Here is a 23,388-nt window from a genome sequence, read left to right on the forward strand (position 1 = left end):
CTGGCGGCAAAGGGCCCGAAACTAAAGGGGTTTTTCGGCAACGCTCCAATCGTTTATAAGCATCGCCGTAAGACGCAATCTTACTCGAGCTGCCTGGAACGCGGTTTCAAAAGCCCCGTGGGCCGTTGAAAAAAGTAGCGGGCCAGGACACCCAGCACACCATACCCCCGGAAGCCAACAGTGTTTATGCGGGGTTTTTCACCCTTCAGAGCCCCCCGCATAAGCACGACCCACAGCTCGGCCAAGGGCGTTTTGGCTTCAAACGTCAGCAAGTCGGTGGGATCCTGGCCCCTGGTGAGTAAGATCTGGGCCTGTAATAAGCGGGCATAGCCGTGATACACCACAAAACCAGCCACCGCGGTTTTTCGTAGCAGGTAGCGCGTTATCGTCAGGGCCTTTTTGGGGTTCCGGGTGTGGTGCAGGTAGCCGAGGCCCAGCAGCGCGTAGAAAAAGAGCCTGGGGTTATGGGCCTGCCGCGCCAACTGGGCCGCCCGGCGCAGATGGTCGGCCCCGCCCCGCTCCCAGTACCACGAGTGGATCCCCCTGGCCAGCGCACAGGCAGCCTGCACCTCGGGCTGCTGCTGGCCCTCCAGGCCTTTGAGCATCCGCTGGAGCATCTGGTGGTTGTGCTGTCCGGGGGCCAGGGCATAGGCCAGGGCCAGAGTAGCCAGCAGGCTGGGAGAGGGGGCTCGAGCCACCGCCGACTCCCCAAAGTAGAGCGCGTCCTCTAACTGGCCCGATTCAATCAAGTAGCGCAAGCGAACACGGCTGATCCGCTCGATCGCCCAAGGAGGCGCGCCCTCGAGCAGCAGCAGGCTTTCCTCCAGCAGAGCCCCTGCTTCCTCGAGCTGGCCCCGGTCAAGCTGCAGGTCAGCCAGGTTGCTGTTGTATAGGCTGCTAAACCAGGAAGGCAGCACCTCACCTGGCGGCGGGCCCAAGGCCCTCAGGGCCTCCTCGAGCCTAAACTGTCGCCAGAGCACCTCGGATAGAATTTGCCGCGCCTCAAAGGTTTCTGCCGGGCTGTTGGCAAACTCCCTGAGGTAGTCCTCACACTGCGCCTGGGCCAGCTTTAGCTGTCCGGAGCGTAACCAGCCCCGAGCCCGGATCAGCCTGGCTGCGCCCTCGAGGTGCGGGGGTAGGCCTTCCAACAGGGCCAGCGCCTGTTCCAGCGGAAGGGTACGGGCCAGCGCCAGTGCCCAGCGGGGCTCCAGTTGGTGCGGAACACTGGTTTCGTGGCCTTCTGGAGATCCGGGGCCGTCCCCATCTCCCAGGGAAGCCTCCGGCGGGCATGACCTTGAATCCACTCGGCGGATGCTGGCGGCCTCGTGCAGCACCAGGCGTTCCACCAGGTCGGTCTGCCCCAAAGCCAGACCCGCCTCGAGGCGGATCGCCCAGGCCCGCTGGCGCAGGTTCAGGGGTAGCTCCTGGGCCTCCAGCGGGCGGCTGGCCAGTTCCAGGGCCTCGGCATAGCGGCCCAGGGCCAGATGGGCCTCGGCCGCCTCGAGCGCCGCCTGCCAGCGCACATTCCCCTCAGCCAATCGCAAAGCCTCGAGGAAGCCCAGTATGGCCGCTGAGTAACGCTCCTCGGCCCAGGTCTGCTGGGCCACCACCCGCCACATGCGGTAGGCCGCAACCAGATCGCCAGCGGCCTCGAGGTGGGTGGCTGCCTCGGCCAGACGGCCCTGGCGCTGATACCAGCGCGCCGCCTGCTGGTGCCAGGTTTTAACCTGCTGCCCGCCCACCTGACCCAGAATCGCCTCCCGCAACCAGGGAATCGCGAAACGTAGCTGGCCCCGGTCGTCGGCCTCGAGGTAACCCTCCCCAACCAGCCGGGCCAGATCGGCCTCCTCTCCCACCAGATGCCTTACCAACTCAGGTGGGATGGTTACACCCAGAACAGCCGCGGCCTGCAAGGCCACCCGGGCCAGGCGGGGCAGGCTATCCAGCCTGGGCTGGAACAGCGGAATGGGTTCAGGTTCGCCGGTGGGGGTAAGGCTCAGGGCCTGCACAGCCAGGGGGTAGCCCCCACTGGCCTCCGCCAGATGAAGACTGGCTGCCGGGCCCAGGTCGGGACGGATGCGCAAAATAAGACGCTGGGCATCTTCCAGTGAAAGGGGCTCGAGCCGCAGGGTTTCCAAATCGTCGGCGGGCTCCCAGCGGTTCTGCCTGGCCACCATGAGCAGCAGCACCCCAGGCGGCGCCGGACGGCGGGTGAACTCGAGCACGGTGGGGTCGGCGTTGTGCATGTCTTCCAGCACCACCACAATCGGCACCTGCTGGGCTATCCGGGCCAGCAAAGTCCACCAGGCCTCAATCAACAAACCATCCAGCTCGTCGGAGGGCAACCCCGGATGCTCTTCAATGCCTATACTGAAATCCAGTATGGTTCGAAGGTGCTCCGGCAAATTAAGCTGTCGGAGCTGGGAAAGCCCCCCTGGCAACAGCCTGTGCAGGGCCTGTTGCAGGGCGTAGCGCAGGGCCACCCCGGTGGTCAGCCGAGGTGCCAGCACACCGCGCACCCCGTCCGGGAGGGTCTCGATGAGGTGGCGGGCCAGGTGCGACTTGCCGACCCCCATTGGGCCATAAAGCACCAGGCGTCTACCAGCCCCCGCCTGCACGGCTTCTAAAGCCCGTTGCAGGATGCGCACCTCCCGCTCCCGCCCCAACACCTCCGGCGGATCCGGACGTAGCCCCAGAAAGCGGTAGGGAGAAAGTGGCTCGGCATAACCCTTGAGGGGTTGGGGTGGCAGCGCTTCGGTAATTGCGCTCGGAACCAGGCGCATGGTTGTTTCGTCGCACCATACCTCACCCGGTGGTGCCGCCTGCGACAGGCGCTGAGAGAGATTGATGGCCGGTCCCAGTACGGTCTGGTCACCGGCCAGCCCCCCCCCGAGGGGTGTGCGCAGGACCAGGCCACTGGCGACCCCCGCACGGCCCGGTAGGGTGCTGGAAGCCACCATCGCCCGGGCGGCTTCCAGGGCCGCCCGCGCATCCGATTCCTGGCTGCGCGGCACGCCAAAAACCGCCAAAAAACCGTCTCCAAAAAACTTGTCTATGTGCCCACCGTAGACTCGAACATGGCTGGCCGCAGTCTGCAAGGCGGTATTGGCAGCTTCCCAGGTATCTTCCAGCGGGTGCGCTAGGGCGTACTCGGTAAACCTCGAAAGGTCGAAAAACACTGCGCTTACCCAGCGCCGTTCCTGAACGAAAGTCCCCCCAGGCAGCAGCGTATTACCGCAACGGACGCAGATTTCCTCGCCATCCGCACTGCTATGGCCACAACGAGGGCAAATCATAGGGCAAAACCATGCTAGAAATGTGGTTCGATGCGGTGAGGGTACCTATGAAATTAGATTGCCAGGTCGCCAGCCTTCAAGTGCTTACTGCCCAACACCAGCAAGTATAGCCAGTCTGACGGCGATTTCCAAGCCAGCCAGCTAGCCTCAGCAAAAAGTTCGGCACGTCCCACTTTAAGTGACTAGCGCAAAGACGCTTCCGCCCGAAAAGCCATCAACGGGGAAGCCAGGTGGGCCTGAATCGGGGTGCCCAGCTCCGGCAGCCTCGAGCCGGCCAGCACCAGGTGCAGCCGGTTCTCTTGCCCGGCCCCTGCCAGGCCCAGCAGAAAGTATCGGCTGTCCAGCACTGCTTCCACACGGCCCTGCACCCTGTAGCGCCCCCCGCCAAGGTGCTCGATCGCGGGGGTCTCGGAAGCCACCTCCCAGCGCTCCACCTGTCCGTGAATAATGAGCAAGGCCTTTTCGCCGGAAAAAGGCGTTAGGGATCTGTCAAAAACATACAAAACACCCCATGGGGTCAGCACCTCGAGCACCGGGCTCCCCAGGGGTTCTGGACTTACCGGCCAGGTCTGTGCGTACTGAGAAAAGCGCTCCCAGAAGGATTCCGGGCTATCCTCGAGGGCCGCAGCGCGGGCAATCGCATTCATCAAACTCCATCATACGCATTTCGGTAGTATCGTTCACTTCGGCAAGCCTAAACGATACTACCGAAATGCTTTTCTACTCCCTTCGGTCGGCTTGAATCCTTCACCTCTGGCTTCGTTCAACGGTGAAGGATTCAAGCGGAAACGGTATCATACCGCCCTTTCAGGCACGGGCCACTGGCGGGCTCGAGGATGCCCATTAGCTTAGAAGCCCAGGCCCAGGCGCAGCGCGAAACGGCCTGTGGGGTAGCGCTGGCTAAAACCGTAGTCGAGGCGTATGGGCGGCAGAATCGCACCGAGCAGGTCGAGGTTGAGTTGCAACCCCACACCAGCTCCCAGGAAGAAAGCGTCCAGGTCACCCGAGGCCGGCCACAGGCGGCCAAAATCCGCAAACACAAAGCCGTAGAGGTTGGTGCCGCCGGTGGGGCTCAATCCAAAGTCGTAGCCGTACTCAATCGAGCCGTTCAGCACGGTGGTGCCTTTATCCAGGAAGCGGGGGTCGTAACCGCGCAGGGTTGTGATGTCGGTGCTGTTACCCCCGAGGCTGAATTTTTGGCTGTCCTGCGCTGTACCTAGAATGGTGCCTACAGAAACCCGCAAACCCAGGGCCTGGCGCGCTGCCTGGTCTAGCTGGAAATAGGTTCTTCCGGTGACCACCACCGGAACGTACTGCGTCACATCGCTGCCTTTAGGGAAGGTGATGCCGTAGCCCGTGCTGAGGTTGATCGAAAAGCCCTGGGTGGGGAAGGTAGGGCTGTTGAGGGTGGAGTAGGTCGCGCCCAGGGTCAGCGTGATGGCCTGAAACTCCCGCACGCTCTGTTCAAACTTGCTCTGGGCATCCTGCAACAGAGCCTCGCTGCAGGCGGTATCCTCGGCCACCGAGGGGTTGGCGGTGTTGCTCGAGTCCGAGACCTTCACCAAACAGCGGGGCCGGTTGGGATCGTTGACCTCCAGAAAGGGGATGCTCCATTCCCAGCCGAGCCCTGCCGAAAGCCGCAGGTTGGGCAGGTCGTTGCTCAGGGGGCGCGAGATGGTGAAGCTAATACCGGTTTTGCGCTCGGTATACTGCCACTGCGAGGTTTTGTCGTTATCGTCAATGACCCCATCCCCGTTGAGGTCGGGGGTGTTGCCGTTGTAAAGCTGCTCGAGGGGGAAGCTGGTGTTGGCCTGCGGCTGGCTGTAGATGCTCACCCCAAAGGAGGTGCGCACCTGCTTGAAGTCGGCAAAGTCGATGTAGACCCAAGGAATGCGGTAAGAGGCGCTAAAGGTTAGGAACTGGCCGGCATCGTTGGGGTTAATACCCAAGGTTACGTTGTACTGGTGGGCCAGCCCCCACAGGTTGGTATCGCTGATGCCAATGCTGCCTTCCCAACCGGTCAGGCTACTCCAGGAAATTCCAGGTATGAAGCTACCGGTCTGGGCCTCGCGGAAGCTCAGTACCAGGATCACATCCTCGGGTTTTTCACCCTGCTGGGGGCGTACCCCCGGCGGCTCACGCAGCAAGCCGGTGCGCAGAATGTTGGTAATGCTCTGCCGCAAAACGCTCACCGAAAACAGGCTGCCCACCGGGGGCATCTCACGCAAAAACACGCTGGGATCGGTGCGGGTCAGGGCCGGCTCGATACGGTAGCCCGCAATTCGCAGCTCGCGCAAGCGTTGCACATAGACCCCCTCGCGGAAGCTAATATCGGGCTGGGCAACCAGGTCGTAGCCAAGATCGCGGTACTCTCGTAATATACGGGCAAAATCCTCGTTGGCCAGGGTCGGGTTGTACTCATCCCCCGGTTTGAGCCGCAGCTTTGATAGCAACTGTTCTGTGGGGATGGCGGTGTTGCCCTCTATGCGCACTTCACGAATCGCCCCATAGCGCTGCTCGCCGGCTTGAAAAGTCAGGCGTACCCCTTCCTGGCTTACCCGCTCGGGCCTTAAATCAACCACACGCCCAAGGCTGCGGGATAGAGCATTAACCCCGTCCAGTATGCGGTCGAGGTTGAAAGGATCGCCCACTTTGAGGTTCAGGGAGCTGATATCCACCCCTCGAGCGCTGATCTCGACGATCTTAAGCTCGCTGAAGGCCACCTTGAGCACGCCGTCCACCAGGCTGGTGCCGGCCAGGTTGACCCCGCTACCCCTAAAACCCGCTGCAGCGTACACATCGGCTGTACGACCCACCGCGTCGCGGAAGCGTTCAAAGGAAAAGCGCCCGTTCTCGATAACCGGTTGAAAGAGCGGCTCGAGGCGTTCTTTGGGAACATAGGTCGCAGCACCCACCTCCACCGATTTGAGCTCGGGGCTTTCATCCACATTGAAGGAAAGCTCCACGCCCCCGGCCACCTCCTTGGCCTCGGGCACAATCCTGGGTTCAAATGGGAAACCCTCGTTGCGGTAGATCTTAGCCAGGGCTTGGGCCGCCTCGCTGGCCTTTTTGGGGTTGAAAACCGAGCCCACCCCGATGGCCTGTTCGGTCTCCAGGTAGCGCAGCACACTGGCCTCGGGGAAAGCCTTGGCCGAGGTGGTCACTTTGGTGATGCTGGGGTTGGTCACCACCTCAACCACCAGCTTGCTGTCCTCCAATCGAATTTTCACATCCCGGAAATAGCCGGTATCCAGTACGGCCGCGCGGGCCTGCTCGAGATCACCTGGTTCATCGCCCACCCCAAAAGGCAGCGCAATGCGTACCAGAGCAGCCAGAACGGCATCGGTACCCCGCACTTCCACTTCCTGGATGGGGGCCGCCCAGGCCGCGCTCAGTAAAAGCACAACGGCGAACAGTCGCTTCATGCTGCCAAACATATGCGAAGCGCGTGAAGCGTGAGTGAGAGAGCTTTCAACGCCGAGCGGCGCTGTTCTGGCATCTGAAGCAACTCCTCCCAAAGCCATCCTTTAGAAGCGGAAAGTAAAGCCCACCCCAAACTTAATACCGTCGCTGCGGTAACCATCCCCCACCCCTGTGGCCAGGTCGATGGTGAGGTCGGCCCCGAGGGGGCGAATCGTCCAGCCAAATGAAATTTCCGGCCTGGGCTGGGGGAAGACCTCGGTGCTGAAGCGCAGGCGATAATCGCCCTGCAGGTATTCGGCAAAAATGGTCTGGTAGCCCCGCAGATCCACCGAGTAGGCAAAAAACAGCTCAGGGGACAGATAGCGCCCGATGGTGAAGCGGGTCTCCTCGATGGTACCACCGTTCAGGGCAGGAATTTCTACCCGCACCTGATCCAGCCCCAAAGCCTTGGCCAGTTCGCGCTCGAGCTGCCCCACAATAAAGTTCTGTATCGCCGCCTGAAGGCCGGTCTGGGCAATATCGCTGGGCAGGGCCGATAGGTCGGAACGGCCCAGCAGGAGCAAGGTATAGATCTCGGCCTCACTGTATGGCTGGCCGTCGGCTTTGCGGGCTGTTTCGTTGTTGTAGATAGCCTCAAAAGTTGGGGTCAAACTAACCTTGATACGCCCATTCTGCCGCAGAAATTCCCCCTTAAGCGTAAGGTTGATTTGGATCCGGCGGTTATCCTGGGCGCGATCCTGCACCTGCGTGTCGGCTACAATCTGCAGCTCGGGTAGAATGCCAGCGGCCGGGCTAAACTGGGCATAGCTGCGCTGCTCGGTGGAGCGATCCCGGATGGTAAAGTCGCGATCCCACAGCCGGAAGTTCCCCCGCAAGGGCACCACCTCCCCCGATAGGTAGGGGTTGGTGATCTCGCCGTTAAGGAAGACCTCCCCAGCAAGCTCACCCTGGGCCAGCGACTCCTGAATGATAATGCCCCGATCGGCCTTAAATTGAATGTTGGCGAATTCCACGGGAATCACATTAGCCGGACGGGTAGAGCCGGCCTCGGATGGGGCTTTAATGGTCACTTCGCGCTGCCCCTCGGGCAAGCCCAGCCGGGCTCGAATCACATTGGCGGCCCCCTGAAGAATATAGGTTCCGCGCTGGTAGCGCAGAATCAGGTTGGTCTCGAGCAACCCATCCAGCAAGAAGTACTGCGGGTAGCTGACCGGCACCTGCCCCTGCAGGGTTAGAATGAGCTGAGGGAAAAGCGTACCGTACAAGCGGGCATCCTGTTTTTGTAAACGAGCATCCACCGTGTAGGCCGGGTAATTAAAGCTCAGATCAAAGGGCTCATCGGGGCTCAGGAGCGGCAGGTTGGCCAGGCCCGTAGCCCGAACTGTAAAGTTGCTAAGGTCACCCTCGCCAGAAAGCTGGGCCTCGGCTGGGTAGGGGGCGGTGAGTTTGATACGACCCTCTGCGCTGGTGGTGTTGCCAACGCGCAGCACCGCGCGGGGGGTCTCGGCCCGCACCGGGCCCAGCTTGAAGCCAAAATTTTCCAGCGTGAGGTCAAACGCTTCGCCATTCGAAACCAGGCGCAGGGTGCCACTGCCCTCAGGGGCCAGCGGCTTGAGGTTGGGTATAACCTGCAAAACCGGCGTAAAACTGGTGTTCTCCAGGCTGAGGCGAAGGTTACTACCCCGCCGGCCATAGTACCCCGACCCCGTCCAGGTTCCCTTGCCCGAAAGGCTCAACTGGTCTATGTACAGCCGCTCCTGCTCAAAGCGCAGCGCCGCCGTACCCACCAGGGTGTCGCCCCCGCCCTGGAAGCGCAGGTACTCCCCTACCCAGACACCCCTGGAAGCCCAGGGGTTGCGGATGTTATAGCTGAAACTGGTGCGGCCCGTCCAAAAAGCCTGACCGGCCAGTTCGCCGGCCCAGGTTGAAAAAAGCCAGTGCAGGGGGAAGGCAGCCGCCACAGCCTCTCCGCTCAGGATGCCGTTTTCCAGGCGAATCCTGGCCGTTGTGCGGTTGGAGCCCAGGTTGCCGTTCTGCGCCAAGCTGCCCAATGGATCGGTTTTCTCGAAGTCAATTTCGGCCTGCATCAGGCCGTTGGCAATCTCGCCTTTGGCCTCCATGGCCAGCACCAGGTCATCGCCCTTGACCTTAAGCCCCGGGCTGCTAAGGCGGAACTCCATCTGGCCCTGGTCGTATACCAGCGAGCCCGTGGTTCGCCCCGCAAGAAAAGGCAGGCGGCTGGCAAGCTGGGGAACCTCTTCGATGGCCAGATCCTTAAAGCCAGCCCGCGCCCGCAGGCCGTTACGGGCCAGGGCCCCTTGAATCTCGAGGCTGCCCACATCACCATCCAGACTACCCGCGGCACTGAGGGTATCCTGGCCATCCAGCCGAAGCCGCAGGCGGCTGGAAAGAGGCTCGAGGGGCAGATCGAGCTGCAAGCGACCCTGCCAGTTACCCGGGCTGGGGTATTTTAGCTGTCCTTGAATCCAGGGCCCTCGAGCCGCAACGGAGGCCTCGAGCAGACGCCCCTCGGCCTCGATCTGCTGCTTTTGTTCGGGGTCGCGGTACAGCAGCTTCCAGCCGCCATCGAGGCCAATCTGTCCGGTCAGAACGCCGCTTTTCCAGGGAAGCCACTCGGTTGCGGGGTGTTCTATCCGCAGGCTGGCCTGTTGCCCGGCGCCCTCGAGGGTCAGGCCCAGTCCGTAGGCCGTGAGGTTCAGCACCCCATCCAGCCGACCCTGCTTATAGCTCAGCTCACCCGTCCCCAGCTCGGGCGCCGAGAGAGCCACGGCCAAAGTCTGCAAGTCCAAAGCAGCCACCAGGCGCCCCCCGGCAAAAGGATAGACCGCCTCGAGCGCAGGCCCCCGGCCCCGCACCTCCACGCTGTGCACGTCCAGCTCGCCCGAGGCGCTGCGCTCGGCCAGGTTGATCATCAGGCTGCTGGCCCGCCGGGTGCTGACCGGGGTGGGGCTGTTCAGGCCCTCACGGCTGGGGGCCACCTGCAGCATGGGGTAGCGCAGGCGCAGCCCCAGGCCCAGGACCTCGCCCTCCACCATAGGAATCCCGGTACCGGAAAGCTCGAGGCTCCCTTCCCGAAAACGCAGACGCCCCGACCAGGCCTCTTGGTAGTTAAGAGACCCCTCCAGGTCGCCCTGCAGGCTTGCCTGCAGGCGGCCTTGCTGCCAGGTGGCCTGCAAGGCCCCTTTCCGGCCAAACCCAGCCCAATCCAGGCTGCTTTCCAGGGCACTCCACGGCCCGGCAACCCGCCCGCTCAGGCGCAGGCCGCTCAGGTTGTAGTCCTGCAGGCGGGCCTCGAGCCGCTCGGGGGTGAGGGTGGCTTCCAGCCCCGGTGCGCCGAGGCGAAGCGTGGTGTCCTGTCCCACCAGGCTGGCGCTTTGCCCGGCGATCTGATAGCGGCCCACCACCCACTGTCCGGGGTACGTGCCCCTGGCCTCGAGGGTGCCCAAACCGCGCGGCAGGGCCCCCGCGTACGACCAGTTAATCTGCAAAGGGCTCAGCCGCAAGCGCCCGGCGAGGGGGGCCAGCTCGTCCAGGCCGCGCAGCTCGATCTCGCTGCCCTGGGCCAGAAACTGCACCGCCCCCCATTCCGGCACCTGCACCCGCCCGCTGCCCCGCAAGGCCAGTGGGGAAGCGTCCAGTTCGAACTGCCCCTCCAGGCTCACCGGGGTGTTCTGGGCTGGATAGGGGCCTTTGAGGCTGGCCTCGAGCGCCCAGCGGGTGGGCTGGCCCCAACCCTCGCGCAGACGCCCGCTCAGGCTCCCCTGCCAGCCTTCGCGGCCCTCGAGCGCCACCCGGCCTTCGTCCAGGCGGGCCTGCCCCACCAGCCGCCCACCGGGTAAGGGAAGGTCGAGCTGCAACAACCCGCTGGGGGCATTCCCCGCCCAGCGGGCCGTGCCGGTGGCGTAGGGGCCCTCCAGCAGCAACTGCGCCTGCCGGTCGTAGCGCAGGTCAAAACGCTGCTGTTCGTAGCGGCCCCGAAGCTGCACCTGCAGCCCGGCCGGGAAGGCCGTACCACTGGCCTCGAGGTTGGGGCCGCTCAGGGTTAGGGGCAGGCGCAGGTTTGCCCAGGGGCCTTCACCCTGGGTCTGCAGGCGCAAGGGCAGGCCCACGAAGGGCTCGAGGTCGCTGTCCATCCGAAGGCTCAGCACACCCCCGGCCAGACGGGCCGAGAGCCCCGCCCCTTCGGCCTGGGCCCAGAGGGCCGCCGGCAAGCCGTTAATCATCCCGGCTGTACCAGAGGGGGTCTCTGAGCCGTATCCGAAGCGCAAAGCCACCGCCGCGCCGCGCCCCGCCAGGCTGCCCTCGCCTTGCAGCACCGGCTGCCACAGGGTTCCGCTCAGGGTTCCACGGACTTTTAGGGTGCTGTTGCCCAGGCTGCGGGTATAGCCGGCCTGGCCGCTGAGCCCACCCTGGCGGTTGGTGCGGGCTTCCACATAGACCCCGTAGGCCGTTCCACGGGCCAGCAAGTCCCTGCCCCGGCCCAGCAGCTCGAGCGAAACCTGCTCGCCCTGGGCCCGCATCTGCCCAGAGAAGGCTTCACCGGTAAGGGCCATGCTGCCCGAGAGCGCCAAAAGGCGTCCTGCCAGCTCGAGGTTCGCCTCCCCCGCCAGGCGCACCTGTTCGGGGTTGGCCGCCTGGCCCTGGGCCTCCAACCGCAGGGGGGCTGCCCAGAGCAGCGTCCAGCGGGCCCCTTCGCCATTGAGCCGCAGCGGGCCGCTCTGCCGCAGGTACTGCAGGCTGGAGAGGTGCCCGCTGGCCTGGTAGCGGCTGCCCGCGCTCGAGAGTTCCAGGCTGGCCTGGGCATAGGGGCTCTCGAGCTGCACCTGCGCCAGCCCCTGGTTTTGCTGGAGGGCGTAGCTGCCCTGGGCCTGTAGCTGCAAAGCCGGGGCCTGGGCCTCCAGGCCGAACGTTGGGCGCAGGCGCGGCCCGCTAATCTGGGCCTCCACCTCGAGGCCTTCCACCCGGTAGGCCAGGCGGCCATTGAGCTGTTCGCCCAGCTCGAGCCGGCCCTCCAGGTTACCAAGCCCGATGACCTGGGGATTCTGGCCGGGCTCGAGCTCCACCAGAGCCCCCACCCGGTAGGCCGGGAGGAAAGCTGAAAGGGAGCGGTCTTTGTAATCCAGCACTACCTGCTGGCCGTACACCCGCAACATCCCTTCCAGCTCGCCTTTCGGCACAGAGAGGGCCGTGTCGCTACGGGATAAAACCCCCGCCAGGTCGAGGCGGCCCCGCAGCCGTCCCTGTACCTCGGCGTTCCAGAGGCGGGCCAGGGGGGCGGTCTCGAGGTCGAAGACCGCCTGCTTTTGGGCAAGCTGCACCCGGCCCTCGGGCAGCTCGAGGGTGGCCCGCAAGCGTTCCAGGTCGGCGCCTTCGGCCTGTAAAACGGCGCTTATGGGCAGACCCGCATAGGTGGTACGCAGGCTGCCCCGCAGCGAGAGGCCCTGGCCTTCCAGGCCACCCTGCAACACCCCCGAGCGCTCCAGCAGCCGGTAGGGCCAGTTAATCCGGCCCGTGTAAGCCAGGCCCTTGCCCTCGAGCGCCAACGGCCCCTCCAGCCTCCAGGTCTGGGCCAGCACATCCGCACTCAGCCGCCAGTTCTGGGGCTCCAGGTAGGGCAGGTTGTAGCGCCCCTGGCCCCGTGCCCCCAGGTTGTTCCAGGGCCCCGAGATCGCCAGCGTGCCGCTTATATAGGGCAGGCGCAGGCTCCCGCGCAAGGCGATGGCCTCGGTGCTAACCATGCCGCGCACCGTACCGTAGGGGCTCTGGGCCTCGAGGTTGGCCGGCCCCAGGAGGCTCGAGCCGCTTAGCTGGGCCCGTCCATAAGGGGTGTCCAGGCTGAGGCGCCCCCCGCGCTCCGACCAGTTGCCCTTGAGGGTGCCGGGCAGCCCCCAGCCGCGCAGGTTGTAGTCGCTGGCAATAACCCGCAGGCGCAGCCCGTCCAGCGGTTTTCCGGCCACCAGACGATAATCACCGGCCAGGGTGAGGCGACCGTTCTGCAAGCGCCCGGCGTAGCTCAGGCTGGTGCTGCGACCCCTGAACTCCAGCGCCCCCTCGAGCCTGGGTACCTGCAAACGCCCCTGGTAGGCCAGGCCAAAGAGGTCGGCCTGCCCCTGTAGCTGGCCTGCGAACCCGGCGTAATTCAGGCTACCCCGCACCGCCAGGCTGCGCCAGGCCCCTTCCCCATTCACGGTGCCAAAGGGGGTGCGCAGCAGCAGGCTGCCGCGCTCGAGGTTGCCCCGGGCCTCCAGGCTGCCAGCCTGGCGATTAATCCGAAGGGGCAGGGTGCCCTCAAAGGGAAGGCCCGCCCGCAGCGCCACCCGCCCCCCCGGCCAGCGCACCTCGGTGCGGCTCACCGCCAAGGGCACCGCCGGCACCTCCACAAACCCTGATAAGGGCAGGGTCAGGCGGCCCTTGAGCGCGGTGGTGGGCCAGATGGGGCCAGCGAGCTGGGCATAGCCATCGGCGATGGCCCACAGCGCCGGGCCGTGCCCCTCCAGCCGCCCGCTCAACCAGGGGGTGTCGAAGCGCACCTCGCCCCGGTAGCGCGAACCCTGCAAGCCCAGGTCGGCCTCGAGGCGGATCTGCGGGCCAAGCTCGAGCGGCCCTTGCAGCCGCAGCCCCTCAGGGCCATTGGCGGTAATGCGGAGGGTATCGAGCTGGGCTTGGAGCCCAGTGCTGTCGGCGGTTCCGCTTAAAGGCAGCACCCGCAAGGGGGTGCGCACCTCCCCCCGGTAGCGGGTGGCCAGGTCGAAGAGTTCGCCCTCCAGGCCCAGCCGCTCCCCCTGCAGGTTCCAGTTACCCGAGAGCCTGCCTTGGGCGTAGCGCAGATCACCGGAGAGCTTCAGGGCTTCCAGCACCTGCAAGGGCAGGTCGCGCACCCCTAGGGTAAACACCCCGCTGCGGTACAGCCCGCTGGCCCAGCGGTTGGATAGCCGCCAGGTCTGCCCGTCCTGCTGCACCGCGATGGGAAAGCGGGTGTAGGGTGAGTCGTAGATCAGATTGCCGCTGAAGCGCCCGGCCTTGAGGGCGGCCTGGCCTGTAAGCTGGCCCACCAGGAGCTCGAGGCCCTCAAGCTGCATCTGCAGGTTGTCCCAGGTGCCACCAAAGCGCACCGGCCCCAGCCGGCCCTGCACACTGGCCCCCGCCCCCTGCAAGCTACCCGAGAGGCTGAAGGGTTTGGCGGTGGGCAGGCCCACGTTCTCCGACTGCACGCTCAGGTTCCAGCGCGACCCACGGCTCTCGAAGCGCACCCCGGCCTCTCCCAGCAAAGGGCGCGGCCAGACCAGGGTGCCCTCGGCCTGGGTGTTGGGGCCCTTGCCGGTCAGGCGCAGGTTGCTCTGGAAAGAATCGCGCAGCCGAACGGTGTACTCGTCGGTGTTGCGCAGGGCCAGCGTGGCCTGAAAGGTGCGGTCGAATAGGGCCCCATCCACCACCGTGTCGAGCCGAAACTTTTTATCGAAGGCCAGCGTGCCCTGGTAGGTCAGGGGTTCGCCCAGCAGGCGGCCTTGGCCGTTGTAACGCCCATCTATCACAATGTTCTGCCAGCCCCGGCCCAAAAGCACCAGAGGCCCGCCCCCGCTCACCGGTAGCCGCAGGCCGAAGTGGGCGGCCAGGGCCGGTAGGGTGGGGTTGCCCTCCACCCGGAAGCGGTACTCCTGGCCCGGCAGATCCACCGTGGCCGAGCCCTTGAGGGGGCCGTCCAGGCCGCGCCCGACCAGGTTGGCGGTCACGGTCTGGCCGTCGAAATCCACCGCCCCAGAGATGTCGGTCAGGGTAAAGCCCACGATTTTGACGGTGGCGTTTTTGATCTGGTTCTTGCCCAGGATGCCGTTCTTGACCCTGGGGCCAATCGTCCAGGTGCCCTCGAGCTCCCCCGCCTCGAAACCCTCGAACCAGTAGCGGGCCGCCCGCAGCTCGCCCCTGGCCTCGATCTGCCAGGCCTCAAACTCACGCCCGGTACGGCGAACCGTGGCCCAGAGCCTCCCATCGGGCAGCGCCACCGCCACCTGGTAGGGGCCGCTGCCGCGGATGGTGGCCCGCAGGGCAGGCAAAAAAAACTTCTGGCTTTGCTCGATCTGCACGCTCACGCGATTCAGCACCAGCTCGTCTACCCGCAGCTGAAAGGGCGCGGGCGCCCCTGGCTGGCGCTGCTCGGGGATGAGGGTGTCCCAGCGCAGGAACACATCGCCCTCCTCGGCCAGAATGCGCAAGGGCAGTTCGCGGCGTTGCAGACTCAACAGGTTGTAGCCGATGCGCAGCCGCTGGGCCTGCAGCCGCAGCCCATTGCCCTCCAGCTCCACCCCCCGCAGCTCGAGCCCCCCCAGCAGATACCCCCCCACCGCCTGCCACCGACCGGTGAAATTGGCCGCTTTGAGGCCCTCCTGCAGAGCGTAGCTGATCAGTGGGGGAAAGGCCGGGAGGCCCACCAAAAGGAGGAGCAGAATTACCGGAACCCAGCGCCAAAACCGCACCCATATAGTCTAGCCCAGAACTCTGAGGGGAAGCTAGGAAAAAAACCCATCCAGAGCCAATCAAATCTGACTTTTACTCCAAGGAACTTGATCCGAGTCCAAAACCAGCCCACCCCGGTCATCAGCATTACAGAACAGGGCCCCTGTGAAAGCGCGCCCTTTACTTGCCCCGACTGTTGTAGATTGAGGGCGTGTTTCGCATTACGGTACTGGTCAGCGGGCGGGTGCAGGGTGTTGGCTACCGCCACTTCACCCGTAAAAAAGCCCTCGAGCTCGGCCTTTCCGGCTATGCCGAGAACCTATCGGATGGACGGGTGGAGGTGGTGGCCGAAGGTGAAAAAGCCGATCTGGAGCTCCTGATTCACCACCTGCGCCAGGGGCCCCGGGGGGCTTTGGTTCTTCAGCTCGACGTGCAGTGGAGCGAGGCTACCGGCCTGAAGGGATTTCAAACTTTCTGAAGCAGCATCAATCGGTGAGGGCAGCAGCCACCCCCGGCTCTCTCGGCGGGTAGGCCCAGGCCGCCGGGCGCACCCCCTGCGCCAACAGAGCCTCGGCCACGGCCTGCTTCAGCTCGCCCAGGCCCTGCCCCCGCACCGCCGAAACCGGAAAACCGCCCAGCCGCTCCCTGAGGAACTCGAGGTCGTAACCGTCGGCAGCATCGGCTTTAGAGAGCACCAGCACTTGCGGCGACTCCACGCCCAGTTCAGCCAGCAGGTCTTCCACCACCTGATAGCGCTCCAGCGCCCCTTCCTGCGAGGCGTCCAGCACGTGCAAAAGCACATCGGCGTCGCGCAGCTCCTCCAGGGTGGAGCGGAAGGCCTCCAGCAAGTCGCCCGGCATGTGGCGTATGAAACCCACCGTATCGGTGAACAGCACCTCGCCTATGCCGGGCAAAAAACCCCGGCGGGTGAGCGGGCGCAGGGTAGCGAACAGTTTGTTCTCCCCTTCGTCGCCTTTTTTAGCCAGGGCGTGCATCAGGGTGGTCTTGCCGGCGTTGGTGTAGCCCACCACCCCCACGATGGGCAGGCCCGATTTGTCCCGCTGGCGGCGGGTCTCCTGGCGGCGGCCGGCAATTTCTTGCAGCTTGCGGGTGAGTTCAGCGATGCGGTCTTGCAGGCGGCGGCGGTCGACCTCGAGCTTGGTCTCCCCCGGCCCCCGGGTTCCAATACCACCCCCCAGACGCGACAACTCTTTACCCTTACCCACCAGCCGCGGCAGCAGGTATTTGAGCTGGGCCAGTTCGACCTGCACCTTGGCCTCGGGGGTGCGGGCATGCTGGGCGAAGATGTCCAGAATGAGCTGGGTGCGATCCAGCACCTTGAGGCCGGTGATGGTTTCCAGTTCGCGGGCCTGGGCCGCGCTCAGGTCGATGCCAAAGATGAGGGTGCCAGCGTTCTGGTGGTAGGCGTGGGAGACCAGCTCCTCCACCTTACCACGCCCCACCGCGTAGCGCGGGTCGAGGCTGGGGCGGAAGACCAGCTCTTTGTGGGCCACCACCGCCCCCGCGGTGCGGGCCAGCTCGGCCAGCTCGGCCAGGTCTACCTCGGCCTGCACCCCCTCACCCTGGTCTATCCCCACCAGCACCGCCCGCTCCCCCGAGCCGTCGCGCAGATCGAGGCCGCGGGCCTGGCGTGAAAGCTCCTCTTCCAGCGCTGCCACCGAGGCCGCCAGATCCCACTCGAGGTACTCGTGGTAGGGCTTGGAGGGGAAAATTTGCCAGTCTTCTTCGTCGGCCTTGGGCGGTGAAAGCTGGGCCAGGTGTAACCGGCCGGGGTGGCCCTGCTCAACCTCGAGGGCCGCCATAGCATCCAGGCGGTGCAAAAACAACACCGAGAGATCCGGGCGCGAAAGCCCCCCCGAGCCCAGGTGGGTGTGCAGGATGCGGTACCCGGAGAGCCGGGTCTCCACCAGGGCCCTCTCGGGCACCGGCAGCTCTTTGGCATCCCCCACCGCCACCCGCATCACCCGACCACCCCGATCCAAAAGCAGGCTGATGGGCTTGCCCAGCTCTCCCGACAAAGCCGCCATGGTACGGGCCAGCTCGGCGGTGAGCAGACGGTTGGCCCCCACGCGGCGGTTGTACAGGTTGGCAAGGCGCTTCTTTTCGCTGGGTTTCAGACCGTTGGTGCGACCGAAGATTTTCTCCACTAATTCATCACCTAAGCTGAGCCAAAAGACAAACCCGCTCCTTCCACCTTTTAGGCTTCTGGGAGCGCGGTTCGCAGTCTCAACTTGCTTAGAGTATAACACCTGCGCTGTCAGGGGAAGATGATAAAAGTTACAACGGCAGGCTTTTACTTATCATTCGTCTACTTGATAGGCTTGCCCTGTGGGGAGGCTGAAGGCTGTTTTCTTCGATTTAGACGATACTGTGCTGGCCCCGCGGGCCACCAACCCCTGGGCCACCTTCAAGCAAGAACATCGGCTCCCAAGCCATCTGCTCATTCTGGACGGCATCACGCTGCGCCCACCCCACGAGCAGGCCGAGCTGCACCAACGGCTGCTGGCCTACGAACAGGCCCTGGCCGCCAGTTCGGAGGTGCGTGAAGGCATGCCGGAGCTGCTTGGGGCGCTGGCCGCTTTGGGGCTGCCCACCGCTTTGCTCACCAACAACCACCGGGCCGCCACCGAGCTAGCCCTGCAAAAACACAGCCTGACCTTCACCCTGGTGCTCACCCGCGAGGAGGCCCCGCCCAAACCCAGCCCGGCCCTCCTAGAGCGGGCCCTGGAGCATTTTGGCTTGCAGCCCCACGAAGCCCTGTACATCGGGGACTCGGAGGGCGATTTACAAGCAGCGCAGGCCATCGGCCTACCGGTGTGGTTTTTGGCCACGCCGCACAACCCGGCCCTCCGACCCCGCTTCGAGTATCCTGCGGAGTTGTTGCGCTCGCTTATGCAAGATTGGAGGTAAAATTCAGCTATGCGCGTGTGGTGGGCCTTGGTGTTTGTGGCGGTGGGACTGGTGTTTTTTAGCCCCAAAGCCTCGCCCGGCACCCTACAAAAGGCCGACTGGATTGTGGTGTTGGGGGCCGCGCAGTACAACGGCGAGCCCTCGGTGATTTTCCGCAACCGCCTCGAGGCTGCCCTGCGCCTCTACCAGCAAGGGTACGCCCCCCGCATCGCCGTTACCGGGGGCCGCGCCCCTGGCGACCGCTACAGCGAAGGCGGGGTAGGTTGTTCATATCTGGAAGCCAAGGGGGTTCCGCCCGCAGCCCTCTACTGCGAGCAACAAAGCCGACGCACCGTTGAAAACCTCACCAACATTGCCCCTGTGGTCGGCAAGTCCCGGCTCATCATCGTCACCGACGAACCGCATCTGCCCCGCGCCCTGATCCTGGCCGAACAGCTCGGCCTTCAGGCCACAGGGTTTGCCGTACACGGAAACTTTAAGGAGTCCTACCGGTATCGAGAAAGCCTGCTGGCCCTGCTGGCCCGGCTGGGGGTGCGCTAACACCCCGGTCGGGCGCTTAGCGTTTGAAGCGATCCAGCGAGGCCAGGTAACCCTCGAGCAGGGCGCGAAACTGGCTCACAAACAGGTCGCGCTCGTTGCGCACCTGTTCGATGTCGTTTTTGATGCGCTTCATCTGCTCAATTAGCTCTTGCAGCGCGGCCTGTCGCTCGGACTCGGTCTCCCGCCGGATGAGCTCAGCCTCGCGCTCAGCCTGGGCCTTGATCTCGCGGGCGATGCGCTCAGCCGCCACCACCGCCCGCTTGAGCTCGGCCTCGCCCTCTTTGGCCTTGGCTAGCTGGGCCTCGAGCTCGCGGATATGGCTGCGCAAGCGCTCGTTTTCTTCGATGAGGGCGGTCTGGACGTCGGCCACCCGGCCCAGGTACTCCCGCACCTCGGCCACCAAATAGCCGCGCAAGCCCTGGCGAAACTCCTGGTAGCGGATGTCCAGAGGGGTCAGGTCGCTGCGCTCACCGCGTTCGATGCGAAACTCACCGGTTATACGATCTTCCACGGCCTTAGACTACTACACCCACCAGGCTCCGGGCATTTTCACAAGGTACGGGCTGGCCCCTGGATTTTCGCAATCGAAACTTCATATTTCGTTTATCTTTCGTTATGTAATCAGAATCTTGACAAACGAAAGTTCGGAGCATACAATGCCCTCGACCTCAGAGTTAACGGTCACGGCCAAGAAAGGGGCTTCAGCGGTGCTGCCTCGATTTTTGGCAGGGAGGTGTCTGGCATGAAAAAGGTGTGGTTGGCAGCTTTGTTGGTTTTGGGGATGGGCCTGGCGCTGGCCCAGCAGGTGCGGATCGTGGTGATCTCCCACGGCCAGGCTTCGGATCCTTTCTGGTCGGTGGTGAAGAACGGGGTGGAGGCCGCCGCCAAGGAAACCGGAGCCCGGGTAGAGTACCGGGCACCCGAGACCTTCGATATGGTGCGCATGGCCCAGCTCATTGACGCGGCGGTGGCCTCGAGGCCCAACGGCATCGTGGTCTCGATTCCCGACGGCAAGGCCCTTGAGCGCTCCATCCGGGCGGCGGTGCGGGCCGGCATCCCAGTGATCTCGATGAACTCCGGCTCCGATGTGGCCGAAAGCCTGGGGGTGCTGGTACACGTGGGCCAGACCGAGTACGAAGCCGGGTTGGGCGCCGGTAAGCGCATGAAGGCCGCCGGGGTCAAGAACGCCATCTGCATTAACCAGGAAGTGGGCAACGTGGCCCTCGACCTGCGCTGCAAGGGTTTCTTTGACGGGCTGGGCATTAAGGCCAACGTGATTCCGGTCAAGATTGGCGACCCCACCGGCATCCGCAATGCGGTAGCGGCGGCTTTGCAAAGAGACCCCAGCATTGACGGGGTGCTGACCCTGGGCCCCACGGCCGCCGAGCCGGTGCTGCAAGCCCTGGAGGGCAAAAAAGTCACCTTCGGCACCTTCGACCTTTCGCCGGCGGTACTGACCGCGCTCAGCCAGAAAAAGATGGCCTTTGCCATCGACCAGCAGCAGTGGCTCCAGGGCTACCTGCCCATCATCATCCTTAACAACTACATCAAGTATGGGCTCCTGCCAGCCAACCCGGTCATCCTGACCGGCCCCGGCTTCGTCACCCCGGAAAACGCGGCCCAGGTGATTGACCTTTCCAAGAAGGGCATCCGCTAAGCGCTTGAAGACGGGCTTGGCTTGGGGGCTCCCTGGGGGGTATATGGGGGAGCCCCCGCGCTCTGGAGGAAATATGACAGTGCAGTCGCGCGACGAACGGTTGCAGCCCATTGGCCTCTGGCAACGGCTGCTGTTGCGGCCCGAGCTGGGTTCGATTGCCGGGTTGATTGTGGTCTTCACTTTTTTCGCCGTCATGGCTGGCAACAGCGGCTTTCTGACCTGGGCCGGAACCCGCAATTACCTCGAGGTCGCCGCCCAGCTCGGCATCCTGGCCTCGGCGGTGGCCTTGCTGATGATCGCCGGGGAGTTCGACCTCTCGGTGAGCTCAATGATCGGGGTGGCGGCCATCAGCATGGCCCTGCTGGCCCACCCCGACTACGGCAACCTACCCCTGGGGCTGGCCATCCTGCTCACCCTGGGCCTGGCCCTTTCGGTGGGCTACCTCAACGGCTACCTGGTGCTGCGCACGGGCCTGCCCAGCTTTATCGTGACCCTGGCCATGATGTTCATCCTGGCCGGGGCCAACATCGGTTTTACCAAACTCATCACCAAGCTCACCATCGTCTCGGGCCTGAACGAGAAAATCGCCCAGGACCCCATCGCCCACCTGTTCACCGGCACGCTGTTGGGCCTGCCGGCGGCGGTCTGGTGGTGGCTGGGGGTGATGGGGGTGCTCAGCTTCGTACTGCTACGAACCCCTTTTGGCAACTGGATTTTTGGGGCCGGCGGCGACGCCAACGCCGCCCGCAACGTGGGCGTGCCGGTGCACCGGGTCAAGATCACCCTCTTCATGCTGACCGCGGGCGCTGCCACCCTGCTGGCCACCATTCAGGTGATGGGACTGGGTTCGGCCAATGTGCTGCAGGGCCAGGGGAAGGAGCTCGAGGCCATCGCCGCAGCGGTGATTGGCGGCTGTCTGCTCACCGGGGGGTATGGCTCGGTGATCGGGGCCGGCATCGGGGCTTTGATTCTGGCCATCGTGCAGCAAGGCATCATCTACACCAACATTGACCTGGACTGGTTCAAGGTGATGGTGGGGGGGATGATTCTGGGCGCGGTCATTCTCAACAACCATCTGCGCAAGCTCTCCATGCAGGTGCGGAGGTAGACATGACCCCCCTCATCGAACTGCGCAAGGTGAGCAAGTACTTTGGGCCGGTGGTCTCGCTCAAAGACATCGACATGAAGGTCTACGCCGGGGAGGTGCACTGCCTGTTGGGCGACAACGGCGCGGGCAAGAGCACCCTGATTAAGACCCTTTCCGGGGTACACCAGCCCTCGGAGGGGCAGATCTTCATGGAAGGGCAGCCGGTGGTCTTCAAGTCGCCCCGCGATGCTTTGGACAGGGGCATTGCCACGGTTTATCAAGACCTGGCCATGCTGCCCTTGATGAGCATCAGTCGGAACTTCTTTTTAGGCCGGGAGCCCCGGCGGAAGGTGGGGCCTTTCAGCATCTACGACGCGGCCTTTGCCGCCCGTGTGGCCCGCGAGGAGATGAAGAAGATCGGGATTGACATCCGCGACCCCGACCAGCCGGTGGGCACCCTGTCGGGCGGGGAGCGGCAGTCGGTGGCCATTGCCCGGGCCGTCTACTTTGGTGCCAAGGTGCTGATTCTGGACGAGCCCACCTCGGCCCTGGGGGTCAAGGAGTCGGCGGTGGTGCTCAAGTACATCGTGCAGGCCAAGCTGCGCGGCCTGGGGGTCATTTTCATCACCCACAACGTGCACCATGCCTGGGCGGTGGGCGACACCTTCACCGTGCTCAACCGGGGCAAGAGCTACGGCACCTTTGGCAAAAACCAGGTGACCCGGGAGCAGCTTTTGCAGATGATGGCCGGCGGGGAGGAACTCGAGGCCCTGGCGGTGGAGCTGGATTTGATTGCCCGAAAAGACCCCAGCGCCGCCGCTGCCGCCGAGCACCAGGCCGCAGAGGAGCTGCACAAACCCAACTAGAACCTGGGTTGCCGCCCGCACCAGATATAGAAGTGAGGTTTAGAAGGCGTGAAACGACTTAACGTAGCCATGATTGGGGCCGGGCGGATGGGCCAGGCCCATGCCCGGGTGCTGGCGGGCCTCTGGCACTGCCGGGTGGTCTGGGTGGTGGATCCGGCGGAGGCTCGAGCCAGCGCAGTAGCCGCCGAGCTGGGGGCCCAGGCCAGCAGCCATCTGGAGGAGGCTTTGCAGGATGCCTCGGTGGATGCGGTGATCATCACCACGCCCACCCCCACCCACGCGCAGGTGGTGGAAGCCGCCGCCAGGGCCGGAAAAGCGATATTCGTGGAGAAGCCCATCGCCGAGAGCCTCGAGGCTGGAAAACGCGTAGTGCAGGCTATCGAAAAGCACGGCGTCCCCTGCCAGGTGGGCTTCCAGCGCCGCTACGACCCGGCCTACCAGCGGGCCAGGGCCATGATCGAGCAGGGGGCTTTGGGCCGGCTGGAGGGCATCCGGCTGGTGGGGCGCGACCCCCACCCACCCAGCCTGGAGTTTCTCAAGACCAGCGGGGGCCTGCTGGTGGATATGGGCATCCACGACCTGGACTCGGCCCGGTTTTTGCTTGGTGAGGTGCTCGAGGTCGCGGCCATCGGGGGTGCATTGGCCGAGCCAGGTTTGCGGGAATATGGCCTCTTCGACACCGCCGTGGCGACCCTGCGCTTTGAGAATGGGGCGGTGGGGACGCTCGAGGTGGCCCTGCGCACCGCCTACGGCTACGACATCCGCTGCGAGGTGCTGGGGGAAAAGGGCCGCATCCACATCGAGTACGACCGAAAACCCCAGCTCACCCTCTACGACGCGCAAGGGGGCCATTTTGACCGCCCGCGCAACTTCGAGCAACGGTTCGCCGAGGCCTACCGGGCCGAGCTGGAAGCCTTCGCCCAGAACCTACAGGCCGGCCAGCCCCTGAAGCCCGATGCCCGCGAGGCCTGGTACTCGCTGCGCCTGGCCCTGGCCGCCCAGCAAGCCCTCGAGACGGGGCAGGTGGTACAGGTGGCCGCCCTGGGTTCTCTGGAGTGAAGAATGCAGAACTCTGTCCAGCGCTTCCCAAAAGATGCGCAACAGCCCACAAAAGAC

The 23,388-nt window shown here is 64.5% G+C and carries 13 protein-coding genes; 7 read left to right on the forward strand and 6 right to left on the reverse strand.

Going from position 1 to position 23,388, the window contains the following annotated elements; all coding sequences use genetic code 11:
* Positions 1–80 precede the first annotated feature (80 nt).
* From MRUB_RS08530 to MRUB_RS08545, 4 genes are all read right to left on the reverse strand, one after another.
* On the reverse strand, positions 81–3,179 hold the full coding sequence (locus MRUB_RS08530; RefSeq protein ID WP_015586887.1) for an ATP-binding protein: 3,099 nt from the start codon (positions 3,177–3,179) through the stop codon (positions 81–83).
* Positions 3,180–3,478: 299 nt separating this feature from the next.
* A complete protein-coding gene (locus MRUB_RS08535; protein ID WP_013013946.1) occupies positions 3,479–3,943 on the reverse strand; it encodes a hypothetical protein in 465 nt (154 codons plus the stop codon).
* Positions 3,944–4,144: 201 nt separating this feature from the next.
* Positions 4,145–6,721 carry a BamA/OMP85 family outer membrane protein gene (locus MRUB_RS08540; RefSeq protein WP_036198627.1) on the reverse strand — a complete coding sequence of 859 codons (2,577 nt, stop codon included), beginning with the start codon at positions 6,719–6,721 and terminating at the stop codon, positions 4,145–4,147.
* Positions 6,722–6,823: 102 nt separating this feature from the next.
* The gene (locus tag MRUB_RS08545) at positions 6,824–15,211 is read right to left on the reverse strand and encodes a translocation/assembly module TamB domain-containing protein (RefSeq protein WP_013013948.1); all 8,388 of its coding nucleotides are present in this window, start codon (positions 15,209–15,211) and stop codon (positions 6,824–6,826) included.
* Positions 15,212–15,402: 191 nt separating this feature from the next.
* Here MRUB_RS08545 and MRUB_RS08550 point away from each other — a divergent pair, with 191 nt between their 5' ends.
* Positions 15,403–15,669, forward strand: coding sequence for an acylphosphatase (locus MRUB_RS08550; protein ID WP_013013949.1), 267 nt, complete (start codon positions 15,403–15,405; stop codon positions 15,667–15,669).
* Positions 15,670–15,676: 7 nt separating this feature from the next.
* Here MRUB_RS08550 and hflX read toward each other — a convergent pair whose 3' ends face one another.
* A complete protein-coding gene (gene hflX, locus MRUB_RS08555) occupies positions 15,677–17,359 on the reverse strand; it encodes a GTPase HflX (RefSeq protein ID WP_013013950.1) in 1,683 nt (560 codons plus the stop codon).
* A 181-nt stretch (positions 17,360–17,540) separates the two neighbouring features.
* Between hflX and MRUB_RS08560 the strand changes: the two genes are divergently transcribed.
* Both MRUB_RS08560 and MRUB_RS08565 read left to right on the forward strand, forming a co-directional pair.
* On the forward strand, positions 17,541–18,122 hold the full coding sequence (locus MRUB_RS08560; protein ID WP_013013951.1) for an HAD family hydrolase: 582 nt from the start codon (positions 17,541–17,543) through the stop codon (positions 18,120–18,122).
* A 9-nt stretch (positions 18,123–18,131) separates the two neighbouring features.
* Positions 18,132–18,662, forward strand: coding sequence for a YdcF family protein (locus tag MRUB_RS08565; RefSeq protein WP_013013952.1), 531 nt, complete (start codon positions 18,132–18,134; stop codon positions 18,660–18,662).
* 16 nt (positions 18,663–18,678) lie between these two features.
* Here the strand turns inward: MRUB_RS08565 and MRUB_RS08570 are convergent, their stop codons facing one another.
* Complete coding sequence (locus MRUB_RS08570; protein WP_013013953.1) at positions 18,679–19,173, reverse strand: DivIVA domain-containing protein; 495 nt, start codon at positions 19,171–19,173, stop codon at positions 18,679–18,681.
* A gap of 231 nt (positions 19,174–19,404) precedes the next feature.
* On the opposite strand from MRUB_RS08570, the gene MRUB_RS08575 reads away from it, so the two are divergent.
* From MRUB_RS08575 to iolG, 4 genes are all read left to right on the forward strand, one after another.
* A complete protein-coding gene (locus MRUB_RS08575; RefSeq protein ID WP_013013954.1) occupies positions 19,405–20,319 on the forward strand; it encodes a sugar ABC transporter substrate-binding protein in 915 nt (304 codons plus the stop codon).
* 73 nt (positions 20,320–20,392) lie between these two features.
* Positions 20,393–21,427, forward strand: coding sequence for an ABC transporter permease (locus MRUB_RS08580; RefSeq protein ID WP_013013955.1), 1,035 nt, complete (start codon positions 20,393–20,395; stop codon positions 21,425–21,427).
* A gap of 2 nt (positions 21,428–21,429) precedes the next feature.
* A complete protein-coding gene (locus tag MRUB_RS08585) occupies positions 21,430–22,272 on the forward strand; it encodes an ATP-binding cassette domain-containing protein (protein ID WP_013013956.1) in 843 nt (280 codons plus the stop codon).
* 48 nt (positions 22,273–22,320) lie between these two features.
* Positions 22,321–23,331: an inositol 2-dehydrogenase gene (gene iolG, locus MRUB_RS08590; RefSeq protein WP_152024886.1), complete on the forward strand. Its 1,011-nt coding sequence runs from the start codon at positions 22,321–22,323 to the stop codon at positions 23,329–23,331.
* Positions 23,332–23,388: the final 57 nt, after the last annotated feature.

Origin of the sequence: Meiothermus ruber DSM 1279 (assembly GCF_000024425.1) — a bacterium.
Classification (GTDB): Bacteria; Deinococcota; Deinococci; order Deinococcales; family Thermaceae; genus Meiothermus; species Meiothermus ruber.

Bases quoted from the DNA above. Each gene is read 5' to 3' on its own strand.
- MRUB_RS08535 (WP_013013946.1), bottom strand. From the start codon at position 3,943: ATGAATGCGATTGCCCGCGCTGCGGCCCTCGAGGATAGCCCGGAATCC.
- MRUB_RS08540 (WP_036198627.1), bottom strand. From the start codon at position 6,721: ATGAAGCGACTGTTCGCCGTTGTGCTTTTACTGAGCGCGGCCTGGGCG.
- MRUB_RS08565 (WP_013013952.1), top strand. From the start codon at position 18,132: ATGCGCGTGTGGTGGGCCTTGGTGTTTGTGGCGGTGGGACTGGTGTTT.
- MRUB_RS08575 (WP_013013954.1), top strand. From the start codon at position 19,405: ATGAAAAAGGTGTGGTTGGCAGCTTTGTTGGTTTTGGGGATGGGCCTG.
- MRUB_RS08580 (WP_013013955.1), top strand. From the start codon at position 20,393: ATGACAGTGCAGTCGCGCGACGAACGGTTGCAGCCCATTGGCCTCTGG.
- MRUB_RS08585 (WP_013013956.1), top strand. From the start codon at position 21,430: ATGACCCCCCTCATCGAACTGCGCAAGGTGAGCAAGTACTTTGGGCCG.